Annotated in this window: 19 protein-coding genes; 3 read left to right on the forward strand and 16 right to left on the reverse strand. The window is 42.2% G+C overall.

What is annotated here, in order from left to right:
• Positions 1-6: 6 nt before the first annotated feature.
• The 4 genes from glgB to D8877_RS00315 all read right to left on the reverse strand — a co-directional run bounded on the left by glgB (position 7) and on the right by D8877_RS00315 (position 5,960).
• A complete protein-coding gene (gene glgB / locus D8877_RS00300; RefSeq protein WP_002900750.1) occupies positions 7-1,917 on the reverse strand; it encodes a 1,4-alpha-glucan branching protein GlgB in 1,911 nt (636 codons plus the stop codon).
• Between the two features lie 385 nt (positions 1,918-2,302).
• Positions 2,303-3,727: an NADP-dependent glyceraldehyde-3-phosphate dehydrogenase gene (locus tag D8877_RS00305; protein ID WP_125340787.1), complete on the reverse strand. Its 1,425-nt coding sequence runs from the start codon at positions 3,725-3,727 to the stop codon at positions 2,303-2,305.
• Positions 3,728-3,961: 234 nt separating this feature from the next.
• Positions 3,962-5,695: a phosphoenolpyruvate--protein phosphotransferase gene (gene ptsP / locus D8877_RS00310; protein ID WP_061592689.1), complete on the reverse strand. Its 1,734-nt coding sequence runs from the start codon at positions 5,693-5,695 to the stop codon at positions 3,962-3,964.
• A gap of 1 nt (position 5,696) precedes the next feature.
• Entirely contained in the window at positions 5,697-5,960 is a 264-nt protein-coding gene (locus tag D8877_RS00315) for a phosphocarrier protein HPr (protein ID WP_002896017.1), read from the reverse strand.
• Between the two features lie 599 nt (positions 5,961-6,559).
• On the opposite strand from D8877_RS00315, the gene nrdH reads away from it, so the two are divergent.
• The 3 genes from nrdH (at position 6,560) to nrdF (ending at position 10,216) form a co-directional block, all read left to right on the forward strand.
• Positions 6,560-6,778, forward strand: a complete 219-nt coding sequence (gene nrdH / locus D8877_RS00320) for a glutaredoxin-like protein NrdH (RefSeq protein WP_002897920.1) — start codon at positions 6,560-6,562, stop codon at positions 6,776-6,778.
• Between the two features lie 162 nt (positions 6,779-6,940).
• On the forward strand, positions 6,941-9,100 hold the full coding sequence (gene nrdE, locus D8877_RS00325) for a class 1b ribonucleoside-diphosphate reductase subunit alpha (RefSeq protein WP_125352108.1): 2,160 nt from the start codon (positions 6,941-6,943) through the stop codon (positions 9,098-9,100).
• 156 nt (positions 9,101-9,256) lie between these two features.
• Positions 9,257-10,216, forward strand: coding sequence for a class 1b ribonucleoside-diphosphate reductase subunit beta (nrdF, locus tag D8877_RS00335; RefSeq protein ID WP_002910202.1), 960 nt, complete (start codon positions 9,257-9,259; stop codon positions 10,214-10,216).
• Positions 10,217-10,274: 58 nt separating this feature from the next.
• On the opposite strand, the gene D8877_RS00340 is transcribed toward nrdF, so the two are convergent.
• The 12 genes from D8877_RS00340 to argB form a co-directional block, all read right to left on the reverse strand.
• Entirely contained in the window at positions 10,275-10,580 is a 306-nt protein-coding gene (locus tag D8877_RS00340) for a hypothetical protein (protein ID WP_002900763.1), read from the reverse strand.
• A gap of 77 nt (positions 10,581-10,657) precedes the next feature.
• Positions 10,658-11,272, reverse strand: a complete 615-nt coding sequence (locus tag D8877_RS00345; RefSeq protein WP_002904134.1) for a DUF6287 domain-containing protein — start codon at positions 11,270-11,272, stop codon at positions 10,658-10,660.
• Between the two features lie 71 nt (positions 11,273-11,343).
• Positions 11,344-12,279 carry a helix-turn-helix domain-containing protein gene (locus tag D8877_RS00350; RefSeq protein ID WP_002919373.1) on the reverse strand — a complete coding sequence of 312 codons (936 nt, stop codon included), beginning with the start codon at positions 12,277-12,279 and terminating at the stop codon, positions 11,344-11,346.
• A 354-nt stretch (positions 12,280-12,633) separates the two neighbouring features.
• Complete coding sequence (locus D8877_RS00355) at positions 12,634-13,551, reverse strand: diacylglycerol/lipid kinase family protein (protein ID WP_185760130.1); 918 nt, start codon at positions 13,549-13,551, stop codon at positions 12,634-12,636.
• Positions 13,552-13,712: 161 nt separating this feature from the next.
• Positions 13,713-14,366, reverse strand: coding sequence for a CPBP family intramembrane glutamic endopeptidase (locus D8877_RS00365; RefSeq protein ID WP_125340778.1), 654 nt, complete (start codon positions 14,364-14,366; stop codon positions 13,713-13,715).
• Between the two features lie 21 nt (positions 14,367-14,387).
• Positions 14,388-15,089 carry a CPBP family intramembrane glutamic endopeptidase gene (locus D8877_RS00370; RefSeq protein ID WP_125340776.1) on the reverse strand — a complete coding sequence of 234 codons (702 nt, stop codon included), beginning with the start codon at positions 15,087-15,089 and terminating at the stop codon, positions 14,388-14,390.
• Positions 15,086-15,628 (reverse strand): DUF3267 domain-containing protein, encoded by a 543-nt coding sequence (locus D8877_RS00375; protein ID WP_002896029.1) that lies wholly within the window; start codon positions 15,626-15,628, stop codon positions 15,086-15,088. The genes D8877_RS00370 and D8877_RS00375 overlap by 4 nt, the downstream gene beginning before the upstream one ends.
• A 28-nt stretch (positions 15,629-15,656) precedes the next feature.
• Complete coding sequence (locus D8877_RS00380) at positions 15,657-16,421, reverse strand: DUF3169 family protein (RefSeq protein WP_061592686.1); 765 nt, start codon at positions 16,419-16,421, stop codon at positions 15,657-15,659.
• 97 nt (positions 16,422-16,518) lie between these two features.
• The gene (locus D8877_RS00385) at positions 16,519-16,728 is read right to left on the reverse strand and encodes a helix-turn-helix transcriptional regulator (protein WP_061592685.1); all 210 of its coding nucleotides are present in this window, start codon (positions 16,726-16,728) and stop codon (positions 16,519-16,521) included.
• Between the two features lie 18 nt (positions 16,729-16,746).
• Entirely contained in the window at positions 16,747-17,079 is a 333-nt protein-coding gene (locus D8877_RS12485; RefSeq protein WP_002921810.1) for a hypothetical protein, read from the reverse strand.
• A 146-nt stretch (positions 17,080-17,225) separates the two neighbouring features.
• Positions 17,226-18,368, reverse strand: a complete 1,143-nt coding sequence (locus D8877_RS00395; protein ID WP_061592684.1) for an acetylornithine transaminase — start codon at positions 18,366-18,368, stop codon at positions 17,226-17,228.
• 2 nt (positions 18,369-18,370) lie between these two features.
• Positions 18,371-19,108 carry an acetylglutamate kinase gene (gene argB, locus D8877_RS00400; RefSeq protein ID WP_061592683.1) on the reverse strand — a complete coding sequence of 246 codons (738 nt, stop codon included), beginning with the start codon at positions 19,106-19,108 and terminating at the stop codon, positions 18,371-18,373.
• Positions 19,109-19,112: the final 4 nt, after the last annotated feature.

The following is a 19,112-nucleotide window of genomic DNA, read 5'->3' on the forward strand; positions in this document are numbered from 1 at the left end:
AGACTATTACTCCTTTGTGGAATCTTTTTTAACATTTTTACGAGCAATCCGACGCTTGATCTTCCAGATGCTGGCTCCAAGAGCTGGCAGTGTAAAGGTCAAAGTCTGTGGATAATCTTTCCAAAGTCCTTCTTGAGACTGAACTGTTTCGTTATGTTCCTTCCAAACACCTCCCCATTCTTCTAATTCAGTGTTCCATACCTCTTCATAAATGGCTTCCACTGGAACACCAATGGTAAAGTTCTTCCGCTCTACCGGCGCCATATTGAATACACAAACTAACATATCTCCTTTTTCCGTCTTACGGATAAAAGAGAGGACACTTTGATCAGTATTATCCGCATCAATGATTTCGATGCCATCATAGCTCAGATCAATTTCCCAAAGCGGACGATTGTCTTTATAGAAGGCATTGAGTGCAGCAGTAAAGCCCTGCATCTTCTTGTTCATCTGATCGTCCAGATTAGACCATTCTAGCTGCTCTTCTGACTTCCATTCTAGGAACTGACCAAATTCTGAGCCCATAAAGAGCAGTTTCTTGCCCGGATGGCAGATTTGGTAGGTCAGCAAGTTGCGGAGCCCTGCAAATTGATTGTAACGGTCACCCCACATCTTGTGCATGAGACTCTTCTTGCCGTGAACTACTTCATCATGCGAGAATGGCAGGAGGAAGTTTTCAGAGAATACGTACATAAAGCTGAAGGTCACTAGATTAAAATCGTACTTACGATAAATCGGATCTTCCTCGTAGAAGCGAAGGATATCATTCATCCAGCCCATATTCCACTTGTAGTCAAATCCAAGGCCACCCAGCTCTCTCATACCAGTAATCTTGGTCTCTGAGGAACTTTCCTCTGCAATCATCATGACATCAGGATGGGCTAGCTTAATGACCGTATTGAGGCGTTGCAGGAAGTAATAACCTTCATAATTGCGATTGCCGCCATCTTTATTTGGCTGCCATGGACCGCTGTCATAGTCCAGGTAAAGCATATTGCTGACAGCATCAACCCGAATCCCGTCCAAATGATAGAAATCAATCCAGAATTTAATACTGGAAATCAAGAAAGACTGAACCTGATTCTTGCCCAAATCAAAGTTGAGAGCACCCCAACCATAGTTATGAGCCCGATCGTGGTCCTGATACTCGAAAGTCGGTGTCCCATCATAATAGGCCAGAGCATCATCATTAATAGTGAAGTGACCTGGCACCCAGTCCACAATGACACCGATATTGTTCAAGTGACATTCTTCGACAAAATCCTGAAATTCCTCAGGTGTGCCATAGGTATGCTCAAAGGCGAAGTAGCCCATAAGCTGATAGCCCCAGCTAAGTCCTAGCGGATGAGCCATAAGCGGCATGAATTCCACATGTGTGTAGTTCATCTCCACCAGATAAGGAATCAAGTCTTCTTTTAACTGGGCAAAGCTATAAGGACTGCCGTCTTCATTACGTTTCCAAGATCCGGCATGCACTTCATAGATATTGACCGGCCGAGAGAAGAAGCCCCAGCGCTTCCGGCGTGCCAGCCAGAGACCGTCTTTCCACTTCTTCTCAGGAATAGTGCGAATAACTGCTCCCGTGCCCGGGCGCTCTTCCAGATAGATAGCCAGCGGATCAATTTTCAAAATTTCCTGACCACTGCTACGCTTGATATTGTACTTGTAAATATCTCCTTCCTTAGGTAGCTCTGTGAAGACTTCCCAAACGCCCGCTTCATTTCGGACCATAGGAATCTGCTCTTCATACCAATTGGTGAAATCTCCAATCAAATGGACACTCTGAGCATTAGGCGCCCAAACGCGGAAAGAATAGCCAGACTTGCCGTCCACTTCATCCTGATGCGCCCCTAGATAATGCTGTAAATGAAAGTTTTCACCTGTTGTAAAGGTTCTTAATGCTTCGTTCTTATCCATGCAATCACCTTTCTATTTGTAAGCGTTTTCTGTAATACTATTCTACATTATTTTTATCTCTTTTTCAAGTAAATTTCAAATATCCTTACGGAAAATTACTAAAACCGAACATTAGCTGAAATTAGTAATAAATGAGAGAGAAAACACTGCATTTTGTGTCTCTCAATATGTTTTAATTCCTTTTTCACTAAATATAGGAGCTATCCAAAACAAGAAAAAGATGAAAATTTTCATAAAGATATAGACCAATATGTAAATTTACATTTTAAAATAATAAGCAATTAAACATATAAATGATTAATTCTTATCAAATCATGCGTTAATCTTGTTAGATTTACAAGTTCATCAAGGTAAGAAAAAAGGCCGCACAAAGCCGCCTTTCTCATTATTTCACATCAAACACGATGGATTTCACTTGTGTCATCGCTTCGATACTGTAACGAATCCCTTGCACTCCTGCTCCAGATCCCTTAACACCAAGGAATGGGAAATTATCTGGACCACGTTGGGTCTTATTATTGATGTGTACAGTACCCACTTCCAGTTTCTCAGCAATTTCAAATGCTTTCGGGAAATCATTTGTAAAGACTGAAGATTGAAGACCAAACTCTGACTGGTTACAGATCTGAATAGCCTCTTCAACGGAAGTCACACGAATAATCGGAAGAACAGGACCAAATGGCTCTTCCCAAGCTAATTTCATATCCAGTGTCACATGGTCAAATAAGGCAGGCCAGATGAGATTTGCTTCACGTTTGATTTCTGTCAGGGCTGACGCTCCCTTTTCTTTAGCATCTTCAATCAAGCCCCAGATGAAATCTGCTGATGCATGATCAATGACTGGTGTGATATCCGCATTATCAAAGGGATCACCAACCGTCAATTTCTCTACCTCTGCCTTAATCAGCGCCGCTAATTTATCTGCTACGCTCTCCATGACAATGACACGTTTAATAGCCGTACAGCGCTGACCAGAATAACTGTATGCCCCGCCAACAATTTGCTTAGCTGCATGCTCCAAGTCAGCATCTTCCAGTACAACTGCAGCATCCTTACCACCCAATTCAAGCATAATTGGACGCATACCAGCCAACTTACCGATGCGTTCACCGATTGGAGTGGAGCCAGTAAAGTTAATGTAGTTTACTTCCTTATGCTCAATGATGTAATCCCCGATTTCTGAACCACGTCCTGTGATGGTATTGAAAACACCAGCAGGCAGACCAGCCTCAGCAAAAGCCTGAGCCAAGAGCAAACCAGAGATTGAACCTTGAGTAGGTGGCTTAAACATCACGACATTTCCGCCGATAAGCGCAGGAGCAATTTTCGAAGCTGACAGATTAACTGGATAGTTGAATGGCGCAATAGCCAATACAACTCCTACAGGCTCACGACGGACCACAGCCAATTTTTTCTTGCTGGCAGCTTCAAAGCCGCCACCTTCCATAACCTGACCGTGAATACGAATGCCTTCTTCAGCCGCATAGCGAATCAAGTCTGCTGTCCGGACTACCTCTCCGATTGCCGCTTTGATACCCTTGGCAACTTCCTTTGCAAGGATTTCACCAATCTTCTCCTGATCGCGCTCCAAAATATCCGCAACCTTATGCAAATAAGCTGCACGTTCAACTGCTGAAAGAGCTCGCCAAGCTGGCAAAGCCGCACGAGCGCTCGCCATAGCATAGTCGACCTCTGCCTGAGTCATGGCAGGTACAGTTCCTAAAATCTCATTGTTGATAGGAGATGAGATGGTAATTTCATTTTCAGAAACTTTCCACTCTCCATTTATATAGTTTTTATATTGTGTCACGTGTCCCCTCCAAAATGTTATTAAATATTATTTTACCAAATTTTCTGAAAATTTCAACCAAAAGTTATAAATTTAAAGAATTTTTTCACAATTAAGATAGATTATCTAAGTTTGTTCATATTAGGTCTGCTTATTTTCTGTTTTCTTTGATTTCAACTTTCTGCACGAACTTCACTATGCCCTGAAGAAAACTAAAAAAGACCAGGAAAATTTTCCTGATCTTAATTTTTCAGATTAATCGAAGTCCAGATATTCTTTTTCAAGCTCAAGAACTTCTTCCATCGTTGCACATTCAGTCAGTGCACGCTGAGCCAGTTCTTCCATCTTCTTCGTATCCAGCTTCTTCATGAGGCTACGAGTCCGAAGAACTGAAGTCGCACTCATAGAGAATTCATCCAAGCCCATACCTACGAGCAATGGTACAGCTGTTTGATCGCCGGCCATTTCTCCACACATACCTGCCCATTTGCCTTCAGCATGAGCTGCTTTGATAACATTGTTAATCAAGCGAAGGATAGATGGGTTGTAAGGTTGATAGAGGTAAGAGACTTGCTCATTCATCCGGTCAGCTGCCATAGTGTACTGGATCAAGTCGTTGGTACCGATAGAGAAGAAGTCTACTTCCTTAGCAAATTGATCCGCCAGCATAGCTGCTGCTGGGATTTCAATCATGATACCCACTTGGATATTATCTGCTACTGCAACGCCTTCAGCCTGCAGCTTAGCTTTTTCTTCGTCATAAACCGCTTTAGCTTTGCGGAATTCTGTCAGAAGGGCTACCATTGGGAACATGATGCGCAATTGTCCATGTACAGATGCACGCAAGAGAGCGCGGATTTGTGTACGGAACATAGCATTGCCAGTTTCAGAGATAGAGATACGCAAAGCACGGAAACCAAGGAATGGATTCATTTCATGTGGCATATCAAAGTAAGGAAGTTCCTTATCTCCACCAATGTCCATTGTACGAACAACTACTGGTTTTCCATTCATTCCTTCAAGCACAGCCTTGTATGCTTCATACTGCTCATCTTCTGTCGGGAAGTCTTGAGAGTCCATATAAAGGAACTCAGTCCGGTAAAGACCAACCGCTTCTGCACCATTAGCATTGACACCTTCAACGTCTTTTGGTGTACCGATATTAGCTGCCAATTCGAAGTGCTTGCCATCTGCAGTCACAGTCTGAGCATCTTTAAGCAATTCCCATTCAGCTTTTTGCTTAGCATAAGCCTCACCAGCTGCTTTAAATGCTGCGATTTGCTCTTCAGTTGGGTTGATAATCACTTCACCAGTGATACCGTTAGCTGCAATCACATCGCCGTCTTTTACAAGCTCAGTAATGTTATTAGTTCCCAATACTGCTGCGATTTCAAGCGTACGTGCCATGATAGCAGAGTGGCTTGTACGGCCGCCGATATTAGTTACAAAAGCTTTAACAAATTTCTTATCCAGCTGTGCTGTATCAGAAGGAGTCAAGTCATGAGCAATCACAACTGATTCTTCATTGATAGACGCTGGGTTTGGCAATTTCTTGCCCAGAAGGTTAGCAAGAACACGTTTTGTCACGTCGCGGATATCTGCTGCACGTTCCTGCATATATGGATTGTCGTCCATGTTTTCAAAGAGAGTGATAAACATGTCCGTTACTTCTTTCAGACCAGCTTCTGCATTGGTCTTTTTCGCACGGATTGTTTCTTTGATTTGCCCAACCATTTCAGGGTCAGCAAGTACCATTAAGTGAGCGTCAAACACCTGAGCGGCTTCCTCACCAAGGCTATCTACTGCTTTCTCACGGATAACAGAAAGCTCGTTCTGTGAAGCTTCAAGAGCTGCATCCAAACGAGCCTCTTCTGCATTCGTATCTTCGACTGAAACAGTCTCAAATGATAAATCCGGTTGAACTAATAGATATGCCTTAGCAACGGCAACACCGTCAGATGCTGCAATTCCTTTAAGCATTTCTGTCATATTAAGCCAATCCTTCTTTTTCCATTGTTTCAGAGATTGCAGCGATAGCATCGTCTGCATCTGCACCTTCAGCTGAGATCTTAACATCAGCTCCTTGGCCAACACCGAGACTCATAACACCCATGATAGATTTCAAGTTTACTGATTTACCTTTGTATTCAAGCGTAATGTCTGAAGCGAATTTGCTAGCAGTTTGAACCAACAAAGTTGCTGGACGTGCGTGAATACCTGTTTCTGCTACAATGTGGAAATCTTTAGAAGCCATAGTTAGACTCTCCTTTTAAATAATTCTTTTTGAGTTATTGTGATAACCCTTACAAGTTGATATTATATCACCTTTTGAAATCTTTTTCAAGAATTTTATAGCCCGCTTACAAAATATTTCTTAGGAAATGAAAACTCTTCTTATTATATTGAAGAGAGAATTTTCGAGCTAAATCCCACATTCCCCAAGCTTTATTCAAAAATGGCTTCCACTAAGTTTTTAATCATAAATTTCTTATTTTTATAGTAGTTAATTTCCATAAATTAAGAATATAAACTCCTCCCTCCACTCCTCCTAGTGATTCCCTAAATTCTGTAACACAAGATATTGGATTTTTGTTTTTAGGCGGAAAAGCTACTAGTCATTTTTCTAACATTTTAAGACTTGTTTAAGCATTGCCGCATCAGCATTTTGCTCCTTTTCTGCAATTTTTCACTTCTTTTCACCGCTTATACAAACACTATATATTGTATTGTAATCTATCCTATAACAAAATATCACACAATATTTAGTTCAAAACTATTGACATTCTATTTTCTTTTAGATATACTAGTTTCGTATTATTTAAAAGAAAAAAAGAAAGTTTAGAGGAATTTTTAATGGTAACTATTTACTCAAAAAACAACTGCGTTCAGTGCAAAATGACCAAGCGCTTCTTAGACACTAATCATGTAGAATACCGCGAAATCAATTTGGACGAGCAGCCAGAATTTATTGACCATGTCAAAGATCTTGGTTTCAATGCTGCTCCTGTGATTCAGACAGCAACTGAGGCATTTTCTGGTTTCCAACCTGGTAAATTGAAAAAACTGTCTTAATGTAGTTTATTTTGAGGGCAGCGCGCCTTGATCGGGAGATAAACTAAAAGACAGATTATCAGGGCAAACTGCAGCTCCTATGCTCATAGGAGCCGTTTCTTTTGTAAGGCGGAACTTTTTCTGCCAGCTAAATAATCATTACTTATATAGAAAAGGGAAAACATGGGACTCAAACATTTAGAGGATGTGACATACTTCCGACTCAACAATGAAATCAACCGTCCGATTAACGGACAGATTATGCTCCACAAGGACAAAGAAGCTCTGGAGGCTTTCTTTAAGGAAAATGTTGAGCCGAACACCAAGCAATTTTCTTCTATTACAGAAAAGATTGAATATTTAATAGAAGAAAACTATTTGGAGAAGGAATTTATCCAGCTCTACTCTCCGGAATACATCGAGGAGCTGACTGCTTTTATCCATGCTCAAGATTTCAAGTTTAAATCTTTCATGGCTGCTTATAAGTTCTACAACCAGTATGCATTGAAGACCAATGATGGTGAATACTATCTGGAAAGCATGGAAGATCGGGTACTCTTCAACGCCCTCTACTTTGCCAACGGAGATGAAGCTATTGCCAAGGATATTGCTAATGAAATCATCCACCAGCGCTATCAACCGGCGACACCAAGCTTCCTTAACGCTGGTCGGGCTCGTCGCGGCGAATTGGTGTCCTGCTTCCTCATCCAAGTAACCGATGATATGAACTCAATCGGCCGCTCCATCAACTCTGCCCTGCAATTGTCTCGTATCGGAGGCGGGGTCGGTATTTCCCTCAGCAATCTGCGGGAAGCTGGAGCACCTATCAAGGGTTATGAAGGAGCTGCATCTGGCGTTGTGCCTGTTATGAAACTCTTTGAGGACAGCTTCTCCTACTCTAACCAGCTGGGCCAACGTCAGGGAGCTGGGGTTGTTTACCTCAATGTCTTCCACCCAGATATCATCGCCTTCCTTTCTACTAAGAAAGAAAATGCTGACGAAAAAGTTCGGGTTAAAACCCTCTCACTCGGTGTCGTCATTCCAGATAAGTTCTACGAGTTGGCGCGTAAAAATGAAGAAATGTACCTCTTCAGCCCGTATTCTGTTGAACGTGAGTACGGTGTGCCATTTGCCTACCTTGATATCACTGAAAAATACGATGAGTTGGTCGCTAATCCAAATATCACTAAGACCAAAATCAAGGCCCGTGATTTGGAAACAGAAATCTCTAAACTCCAACAAGAATCTGGCTATCCTTATGTCGTAAACATTGATACGGCCAATCGTTCAAATCCAATTGACGGTAAAATCGTCATGAGTAACCTTTGCTCTGAAATCCTGCAGGTACAAGAGCCTAGCCTTTTGAATGATGCGCAAGAGTATCTCCACTTGGGAACAGATGTATCATGTAACTTAGGCTCTACCAACGTTGTAAACATGATGACTTCACCTGACTTTGGAAAATCCATCCGGACCATGACACGCGCTTTGACCTTTGTCACAGACAGCTCGCACATCACAGCTGTGCCTTCTATCGACAATGGTAACAGTCTGGCGCACACCTTTGGTCTGGGAGCTATGGGACTGCACAGCTACTTAGCTCAGCAGTTGATCGATTATGGATCTGCGGAAGCTGTAGAGTTCACCAGCATCTACTTCATGCTTATGAACTACTGGACCTTGGTTGAGTCTAACAATATCGCTCGCGAGCGTGGCGTGACCTTCCATAACTTTGAAAAATCTGACTATGCTAACGGCACTTACTTTGACAAATACCTGACAGGTGAATTTGTACCTAAGTCTGACCGTGTCAAAGAACTCTTCGCAGGCATCTTTGTCCCATCTGCAGAGGATTGGGCAGAGTTGCGTGACAAGATCAAGGCTGATGGTCTCTACCACCAAAACCGCCTGGCTGTTGCACCAAATGGCTCTATCAGCTACATCAATGACGTTTCTGCTTCAATCCATCCAATTACTCAACGGATCGAAGAACGTCAAGAAAAGAAAATCGGTAAGATCTACTATCCCGCTGCTGGTCTGTCAACTGAGACTATCCCTTACTACACCAGTGCTTATGACATGGACATGCGCAAGGTTATCGATGTCTATGCAGCCGCAACTGAGCACGTGGACCAAGGACTTTCCCTGACTCTCTTTATGCGCAGCGATATCCCTAAAGGTCTCTACGAATGGAAAAAAGAAAGCAAGCAAACAACCCGCGACCTTTCTATCCTACGTAACTACGCCTTCAACAAGGGTATCAAGTCCATCTACTACGTCCGCACCTTCACCGATGATGGTGGCGAAGTAGGTGCCAACCATTGTGAAAGCTGTGTGATCTAACAAGAGATTTTAGAAAAAGAAAAGGAAATTCGACCATGTCACAATTTTACCTTCCCCATCATTGACAGGAAGGTAAAATCGTGGAGTATTGGGGTAGTATCCAAGAAGTGATAGCTGATACCCCATCAGGTCGTACCATCTACTAAAGGAGAAAGAATGCAAACTTACTACAAAGCCATTAACTGGAACGCTATCGAAGATGTCATCGATAAGTCCACCTGGGAAAAACTGACTGAGCAATTTTGGCTGGATACGCGGATTCCCTTATCCAATGACCTGGATGACTGGAGAAAGCTGTCCCACAAGGAAAAAGACCTAGTCGGCAAGGTCTTCGGTGGCCTGACCCTGCTGGATACCCTCCAGTCTGAGTCTGGTGTGGATGCCCTGCGCAAGGATGTCCGCACAGCCCACGAAGAAGCTGTCTTCAACAACATCCAATTTATGGAGTCCGTTCACGCCAAGTCCTACTCTTCTATCTTTTCTACGCTCAACACCAAGTCAGAAATCGATGAAATCTTTGACTGGACCAACACCAATCCATACCTGCAAAAGAAAGCTGAGATTATCAATGAGATTTACCTGAACGGTACAGCTCTGGAAAAGAAAATAGCCAGCGTTTTCTTGGAAACCTTCCTCTTCTACTCTGGTTTCTTCACTCCGCTCTACTATCTGGGTAATAACAAACTGGCCAACGTTGCTGAAATTATCAAGCTGATTATCCGTGACGAGTCTGTCCATGGAACCTATATCGGCTACAAGTTCCAGCTAGCCTTTAACGAGCTGCCAGAAGACGAGCAAGAAAAACTCAAAGAATGGATGTACGACCTGCTCTACACCCTCTATGAAAATGAAGAAGGCTACACTGAAAGCCTCTATGACACAGTCGGCTGGACTGAAGAAGTCAAGACCTTCCTGCGCTACAATGCCAACAAGGCTCTGATGAATCTAGGGCAAGATCCGCTCTTCCCTGACTCAGCAGACGATGTCAATCCTATCGTCATGAACGGTATCTCAACCGGTACTTCCAACCATGACTTCTTCTCCCAAGTGGGTAACGGCTACCTGCTAGGCGAAGTTGAAGCCATGCAGGATGACGACTATAATTACGGTTTATAAGACAAAGACCCCCTCTTTCCAAAATACGGAAAGAGGGGGTCTTTGACTGACTATTAATCTATTGACTATCATAGATATATTCTTCCAGATGTTCTGCGACTGTAATCTCAACTCCAACATCAGATGTTAGATAAATCACGGTACAGTCATGAGCTGGGACAATAGGAAATAAAAAGGGCTTCATATTTTGATAAATTCTATACATCCGCCTTTGACTCGTTGGATTTTCAAGATAAAGCTTGCTGTCACCACCAGAAAAGTCAGCTGGCAGAAGGGCATAATAAGCTACCAAAGCTCCATTTTCATCCAATACTCTAGTCTTATTTAAATCCTCAGCTATTTTTTTCATCATTAAAGTAGCCATCTTTTCCTCCCTTCATGTTTTTTATCCAAATAAAGGTGGAGCTAGGAACATCATCCCTAACTCCACTTATGCAGTCACTAATTAGATACGCGATAATACGGATGCTGGGAAGCAGTGATAGCATCTTGTCCAACTCGAATCTGTGCTTTAGGATTCTCGTTTCCAGTATCAGGCAAAACAGCTCCTTCTGGAATTACTAAAAAGGTTGCGCTACTGCTACCAGCAGTATAAGCAAGAGTAGATACATAACTACCATCGCTTACTTGACCTTTTAGTAAAGTATAATCGCTGGATTCTTTTCCATTCAGAGTATGAGAAACGACCCCTTGATTATTCAATACTATCGCATCCCCCAAATCATTTTGCCAAGTACCGGCTACAGTCGAAAAATCTCCTGCTGCCAAAGCATTGACATCGATACCCGCTGCTGGAGTGGCTGGGTCTTTCGTGTCAGACTTTGTTTCATTTTTAGGCTGAGCTTCAGAAGATACTGACGCTGCATCAGTTTCATCTGGGCTAGCTGATGGAACAGCTTTCGCTTCAGACTTAGAATCTGATTTAGAAGTTTGAACTGTTTGGCTAGAGCTACTACTTTGAGATGTTTGCTTGTCCTGCTGTTTACTGCAAGCACCAAGCAAGATAATGGAAGAAGTGAGTGCAGTCGCAAGAAACATTAATTTTGCGTTTTTCATAAAAGGACCTCCTTTAGGTTTGCCTAATTATAACACGAAAGATTTTGCCAAAACAGGACATCCATGTCCTGCTAGCCTTGATGATAGAGCCGAAGTTCTTTATTCCATTCCTCAGCCATTTTTTTAGATAGGAAAGTATGACCTAACAATTTTGCCAGCGTCAGTCCCTCTTCATAGTATTGTTGTGCCTTTTTCTCGTCCTTGTGTACAAAAAGCTCATATTCTCCCTCTAACATTCTTATCAGCGGTTTCTTTTGATAGTCCTCTGTCAATTCCATAATTACATTAAGTTTGTTGAGTGTATCTTTTGTATAAATGAACTCTTTTCGCTCGCACTCAATACCTGGGATTGTCAGTAAAGCATCCCGCATGAGAAAGAGATATTCATTTGGAATATAGTCAACTGACTGCAGTAATCGCTGAGCGATTCTTGCATATAATTCCTTATCAAACTTAGCTGACCTAATCTCCTCTTCATCTCCCACATAGATCTGATAGAGCTGAATATAGAGCAAATCATTTACATCATAATGCTTTTTACTCTGTAAATCATCCAAATGTTGGGCAAAGAGAGTCATTCCATATTTCTGGAAATTCTCAGAAGTATAGGTATAAATCTTTGACTGCAAAATAACCATTATATTCTGCTCAGCTTCTGGCAAATCATCATAATAAACTTCAAAGATCTCATCTATGATATGCTCCAATTCAGATAAGACTTCGGGATTGCCATAAGTGGTCGTCCGAATCAGCTTATACTTCAAACGCTGGTAATCAGCAGGTAGAGCTACATCTTCTTTTTTGTTTCCTATCAAGGTTGCCAAATCGACCTCTAGACAGGAAGCCAGATATTCTAAAGTAGAGAGAGTCGGCTGGGAAATGCCTGACTCCAAACGCGTTAACTGCCGTATAGAAAGCTTTGACTCATCACCACACAGATGTTCCTTAGTCCAGCCCTTATTTAATCGAAGCTGTTTCAAATGCTGTCCAAATTCTTTTCCTTGCATCGCCAATTCCCCTCCCAAATAAATCAGGAAACTTTTGATTATGTTATCATGTTATTCTAGATTTATTATAGCATAACTGGAGAGATTTTACTAATAAAATTCCAAAAAGATTACTTCCTTTTCTCAGTGATGAAATCTACCTAACTGATGCAACAGTTAGGTAGAGCGGAGCTATTGAGACCTTAGGCTCAATAGCTAGTCATGGAACTCTGCAGGAGGTCGCTGACGTCCGCCATCACTTGAGAAAAGGATGTAAATCTAAAAATTAGTATATTACAAGTATTAAAGGACCCCAAACTTAAAAGTTTGGAGTCCTTCTACCATATTCTTTTTTTTAAACCTAAACACAAAAAACTAGCAATACACATTCAAATGAGATGGCAGGACACGAATCGTCACTGGCAATTGGTCGCCCTCATCTCCGTCAACGTTGACACTAAGCTCAGCATCAGCATCAGCCAACTCAACTGTGATTTCCTTAAAGGTCAAGTACTCGATATTATCACTTTCTTCTCCATTGCCAGAAATCAAATCCGGCACAGAAACCAAGGTGTCCAAGAGATTTTTATCCTTAAGGTACAAGAGATGCAGCAAGCCGTCATTGACAGTAGCTTCAGGGAGAATGCTCTCGAAACCTCCGATTGAGTTGGTAGAGCCAATCAAGAGTGTGCTGCTCTTTATTGTACGCTCTTCTCCATCAATGTTCAAGTGAAATTCGTAAAAACTAGTATCCATCAACTGCTTGAAGCCAGAGATAAAGTAGGCAAACTTACCCCACTTGGTCTTGTCTTCAGAATCTACATTGTTAATCGACTCAGGAATAGTTCCAATGGCAACCACATTCATAAAGTACTGGTCATTAATCTTGCCGATATCAAGTGGCTTGACTTTGTTGATATCGAGATTCTGGATGGCTTCTTCAGCGTCTAGGGGAATGCCGAGAGCACGCGCCAAGTCATTGACCGTACCAAGCGGAAAGAAACCAAAGGTCGGACGATAGTCTAGTTCAGCCAGGCCGCTGATTCCTTCATTAACCGTTCCATCGCCACCCATGACAAAGACGCTATCATAATGGTCTTCTGCCGCTTGCTTAGCAAAAGCTGCTGCGTCTCCGCCTTTTTCAGTATGCTTAACCACTACCTCATCGAAACATTCTGCCAGCTTTTCTCTTGCCAAGTCTTCATAGGACTTGGCTTTTTCTCCTCCCGAGCTAGGGTTGACAATTAATAGGACTTTAGACATAAGGAAACCTCTTTTCATTTGATAGCTCATTATACCATCTGGAAAACACTTTCACAACTATTTGAAACTGCTGGCTTTCGAAAGACCAGAAAAGCAGCTTGGTATTTAAACTCAATTTTACAGAAAAACACTTCTTGCGTTAGATTTTTCTGTCTAACTTTAGAAGTGCTGTCTTATATTTCGTTTTTCTATTAAAAGAAGACAATGAGAACAAAGGCAATGAGGTTATTGGCCAAATGTAGGCCCATTGAGTAGCGCAGGTCTTTCTTAGCTAGATAGCCTAAGCCAAAGATTGCTCCCAAGATGAAGTAGACCAGAAACTGGACTAGATTGCCCGGCATGTGCAGAAGAGAGAAAAAGCTGGCAGATACAGTTAAATAGAGCAGGATTTTCGCCAAGCTATTTTGGTCAGGAAAGAGAAACTTAGCCAAAAATCCTCGCGTCAGCAACTCCTCGAGAATAGGAGCAAAGATTACCATGTATAGGAAGGCAAAGGCTGGCTGCTGCTGAATCAACTGCACAGCAGCATTCTGATTGGCAGAAGATTCAATAGGAACGAGCTGCTGGAAGATGATAAAAGCAAGCAAGAGAACGCTGGGAAGCCAGATAGAGCTGGTCAGCTTGGTATTTTTGATTTCCAGTTTCAAATCTTTCTGGTACCATTTCCACATGGCAAAAGAATAGAGACTTGCAAGTATGACAAAAATCGGCAAAATCAATAGTTGAGAAGCTCCCCCTGTCAGAGAACCTATAGTGAAGACAACTATAGCCGAAAAGATATAGGAATAGGCCAAGAGGACAAGAATATAAAGGCCAAAATTAGTAAAGAAAGTTTTTAATTTCATAGTGACTCCTTATAGTTTGCTTTACTGAAACATAGCTAGCAGCAGTATTATAGCCATGGGGAGATTGTTCAGGATATGCACCAACATGGAATCTTTTATATTCCCCCGACGAGCATAGGACAAATAAAGAACCAGTCCAAGTGCAAAATAAATTGGGAACTCAGTCAATTGGGTGATATGAGGCAGGGTGAAGACCACAGAAGTCACAATAGCAGGCAAAACCTTTTGATTATTTTTGAAAAAGAAGGCAGTCCCAAAACCGCGGAAAATTAATTCTTCCATGATAGGAGCGATAAAAGCAATCGTTGCAACAAAGAGCAAGGCAAAGAAGATATGCTGCGAAGACATCATTCCCCCTAGCCCTTGTATGGCACTGTCATTACTGGTCTGGGAATTGCCGCTCAGGATGAGATTAAGATAAACACCAACAATAGCAGCCACTCTGGCAAGGAAAAAGAATAGAAAAGCAAAACCGATGTCCTTGCCAGACAGTTTAAATTTTTTCTTTTCTTCAGGTACATGCTTTTGGTATCGCCGCCATAAGCTACGAAAAATAAGGAAAACTAAAACCAGATACAAGGCTACCAATAAGATTTCTGCATAAATAGGTAAACTCTTCCCGAGCCTTAAGAATAGCATCGGAGCAACATTTATAAGGAGGCTAAGAGCAATTAAGCCTATCCATTTTACAAGTCCTAAAGCAGTTGATTTGAAGTTGTTCATTTTGTACTCTCCTTTTGATAAATATTAATACCGACCTCCGTATCCTCAACAGCGATTTCCCCTTTCTGCCGGAGAATAGCGGCAGCGAGGAAAAAATCCCCTGCACAGCCAGCTGCATGGAAGCTAGCAAGAACGATATAAGAAGCCGCAGTCAGAATATGCAAACCATAAATCAAGGTCAGGGCTAGGCTAATCAGAAAGAAAGGTGCCAGAATAATGACGAGCATTCTTTTCCGACTGTAACGACTGCCTGGGCTGGTCGCATAGGCCATGCCGCTCTTAAAACCAAACTTGACCTTGGTATTTTCATCCCCCAAGACCTTGAAGAAAAAGCCGTGGATCAGCTCATGAATGACCATTAGAACAAGGAGGTAGAATAAGTCAAAGAAATGAAAAACTTCGCTACCCTTGCCATACATCAGAATAGCAATCCAAGTAAAGAGGGCTAGAAAAGGGAAGATCAGCAGCACGGCCGTTATATTCAGAGCCAGAATGACCTTTTTATTATGGATAAAATCAAGTTCTTTCAGTAGTTTCATAATTTCCGCCTTTCATCGGGAAATAAGCTTATTTGAAATATTTTCTTACCATTGGATAATACATAAGATTGATATAGATATGGATCACCACTAGGACGACAAAACCAGAAACGACATTGAGGGGTGTGAAAGTTCCCACTATCCCTAAAATAACATAGAGGGCTGGCAGAAGTCTCTGATTTACATTAAAGAGAATAAGATAGCACTGTTCATAATTGGCTTGCAGCTCTGATTCATCATAAGAGAGCACAAATTCTTTTATTTCCTCAGTAGTCGGAAAGGCTGATAACTTATAGTGCCGTACCTTCTGAACTGTCTTTAAAAAGACAACTTGCAAAATAATATAAAGAAAGGCAATCGCATAATCTATAAGACTCCACTGAAGAGGGCTCTTATGATTAGTGATATTTCCAATAAAAACAACTCCAACTAAAATCGTAAAAAGAACGATAGCACTGCTGATATTAAAGACAATAGTCGCATATTCCAGATTTTTAAAGGTTAGCCGGTACCATTCATAATTCTTATCCTCATCTGCTTCTTTTTCATAGGCTTCATTGTATTTACGAGTCCGATAAATCAAGAAAAAGACCAAAGGATAGAGGATGATAAGGCTGACCCTACCTAGCTGGCGCAGCAGTTGAACAGAAAAAATAGTCGACCAACTGATGTTTTTTAGCAGACCAGTTTCAGAAAACAAAATAGACAGACCACCTATTAAAGCTCCAGCTAGAAATATAAGGACATTATATAAAACTCTTTTCTGTGTAGATATACGTTTTTGCTCTTTCACGACTTCTTCTCCTTTATTTTTTTACAATAGATGATACAAGAATGCTGAGGCTGAAGGACTGTTTTAGCTCCTCTTGAAATGAATCTTAATCGGTTCTTCATTCTGCTTCCTCCACTAGCCGAAAGATATTCTCAACATTTTCATTGAAAATATGGGCAATCTTAAGGGCAATCACAATCGATGGGGTATATTCGCCTCTCTCTATAAGGCTGATTGTCTGCCTGGAAACACCGGCCAGCCTAGCCAGTTCTGTCTGGTTGAGACCGTCACGCGCCCTCAACTCCTTGAGTCGATTTCTTAATTTCATTAAAATCCCCCACTTCTCCTAAAGCTCGATAGACCGAATGTCTTCAATACGAATCAGCTTGGTCTTGGTCTGACCTTTTTTATCTGTCATGCTCAGCTTGACCCATTCTTCATCCACATCCACTACCAGCCAGTTTACCAGCCAGTTATTGGTTCCAATTGACTCGCTCATAATTGTCGGCTTCTTTCCAATCATTTCTTTTAAAAATTGTGACATTGTTTTGTTCCCCTTTCTTTTTCTTTCTAAAGACTTTATCCGTCCCTGCATCCGCTTTAGCTTATTGGAAGAATCAATCCCAAAGATAAAAACCATAAAAGTCATCGGAAGCAAGAACCATAAGAATGCATTCATAAGCGTCCCTCCATTTCCTGTTCAAAAGTATTGTAACAGATTCTTTTCTTTTTGACAAGTATCTTTGTCAAAAAAATAATAATCATTGTCAAAAGTGCTATTATCATAGACAAAAAAGAATCCAGCTCAAACTGAATCCTTTTCCTTTATTCATCTAATTCTGAAAATACTTCTTTTAAAATAGCAATCCCTTGCTGAATTTCCTCCCTGTTGATAGTCAAAGGCGGCAGGAGACGGATAACATTCTCTCCGGCTATCAGGATAATCAAGCCCTTCTGACGAGCGGCTTCAACAATCTTTGACAGACTGGCACTTGTTTCAATCCCAATCATCATGCCCAAACCGCGAACAGCAGAAATTTTTGGATGATTCTGAAAAGCAAGCTGCAGCTCCTCCATCAAGATGGCACTATTAGACCTGACTTCTTCCAGAAAACCTGCCTCTTTCATGATATGCAAGGTCTCCAAGGCGGCTGCCATAGCTAATTTATTGCCACCAAAGGTGGAGCCGTGGCTGCCAGGTCCAAAAGCCGGAGCCAAGCTAGATTTTCCTAATAGAGCGCCAGCGGGCAGGCCATTGGCCAGACCCTTAGCCAGGGTCACAATATCCGGTATAATCCCATAGTGCTCAAAAGAATAAAGCTGACCCGTGCGCCCCATACCTGTCTGGACCTCATCAACAATCAGCAAAATCCCCTCTCGTTGGCAAAAATCAGCCAAGTTTTTGACAAAGGCATCTTCTGCTGGACGAACACCCGATTCTCCTTGGACTAATTCCAGCATGACAGCTGCCGTATCCTGATTGACTAGCTTTTCTACGCTGGCTAAATCATTGTAAACCGCATAGCTGAAATGGGGAACCCCATCACCAAATCCTTCCTTGATCTTATCCTGTCCTGTTGCGGCCATAGCGCCAAAGGTCCGACCGTGAAAGGATTGCTGAAAAGTGATAATGCCTTGCTTGCCAGTAGCTTTGCGGGCTAGCTTAATAGCTGCTTCATTGGCTTCCGCTCCGCTATTGCAGAAAAATGCCAAATAATCATAAGAACCAGCCAGTTCCTGAGCCACCTGCTCTTGCAGAGAGCTAAGATAGAGATTGGGACTGTGCCAGATGCGCCCGGCCTGCTGGATCAAAGCCTGCTGGACCTGCGGTTGAAAGCCAAGATTGGTTACGCCAATCCCCGACGAAAAGTCCAAATAAGCCTTTCCCTCACTGTCAATCAGATAGGAGCCCTCTGCTTTAACAAACTCAATGGGTGCCCTCTTGTAGTTTTCAAATAAATAAGTCATCGTTATCCCTCTGCTATCAAGGTGCCCGTCAAAAGATTATCGCCAATCAAAACCTGCCCGACACCGGAAAGCACAGTCTGAACAGCACTCTCGATCTTAGGAATCATGCCGCCCTTGATGACACCTGTCTGAATCTTCTTGGAAACCTGACTGGTCAGAAGCTGGGGCAGGACTTTTTTGTCCTCTAGAACTCCTTCTATATCTGTCATCAGGATTAGCTTCTCTGCCTGCAAGCTGCTAGCAACTGCCGCAGCCAAATAGTCTGCATTGATATTTAAGAGCTCACCAGCATCATTTTCCCCCAGCGAAGCCAGCACCGGTACCATGTCCGCAGCCAGCAGCTGCTCTAGATAGGCAGTTTGAATCGTCTTCACCTGACCGACATAGCCATAGAGGTCTTTATCGATAAAATCTGCCGAAACTGTCTTTCCCAAATGTGAAACCAGCTGAAGACTTTCAATATCTGAGTCGTTCAGTTCTTGTGTCAGCGTTCGGCCGACTTGACCTAGCAAGGCCTGCTCAATGATAGGCAAGTCAGACTTAGCTGTCACCCGTAACCCCTTAACCTTGCGAGTAGGCAGCTGGCGCTCTTTCATAAGTTGGTTAATGACCAGACCGCCCCCGTGAACGACTACAATTTTCTTACCAGCTGCTACCCACGCTTGCATTTGCTTGATAAACTTAGTAGACAGCTTTTGCGCAGCAACACCGCCAATTTTTATAACAATCACATCTTTCATTGCA

Source organism: Streptococcus sanguinis (assembly GCF_003943735.1).
GTDB lineage: Bacteria > Bacillota > Bacilli > Lactobacillales > Streptococcaceae > Streptococcus > Streptococcus sanguinis_E.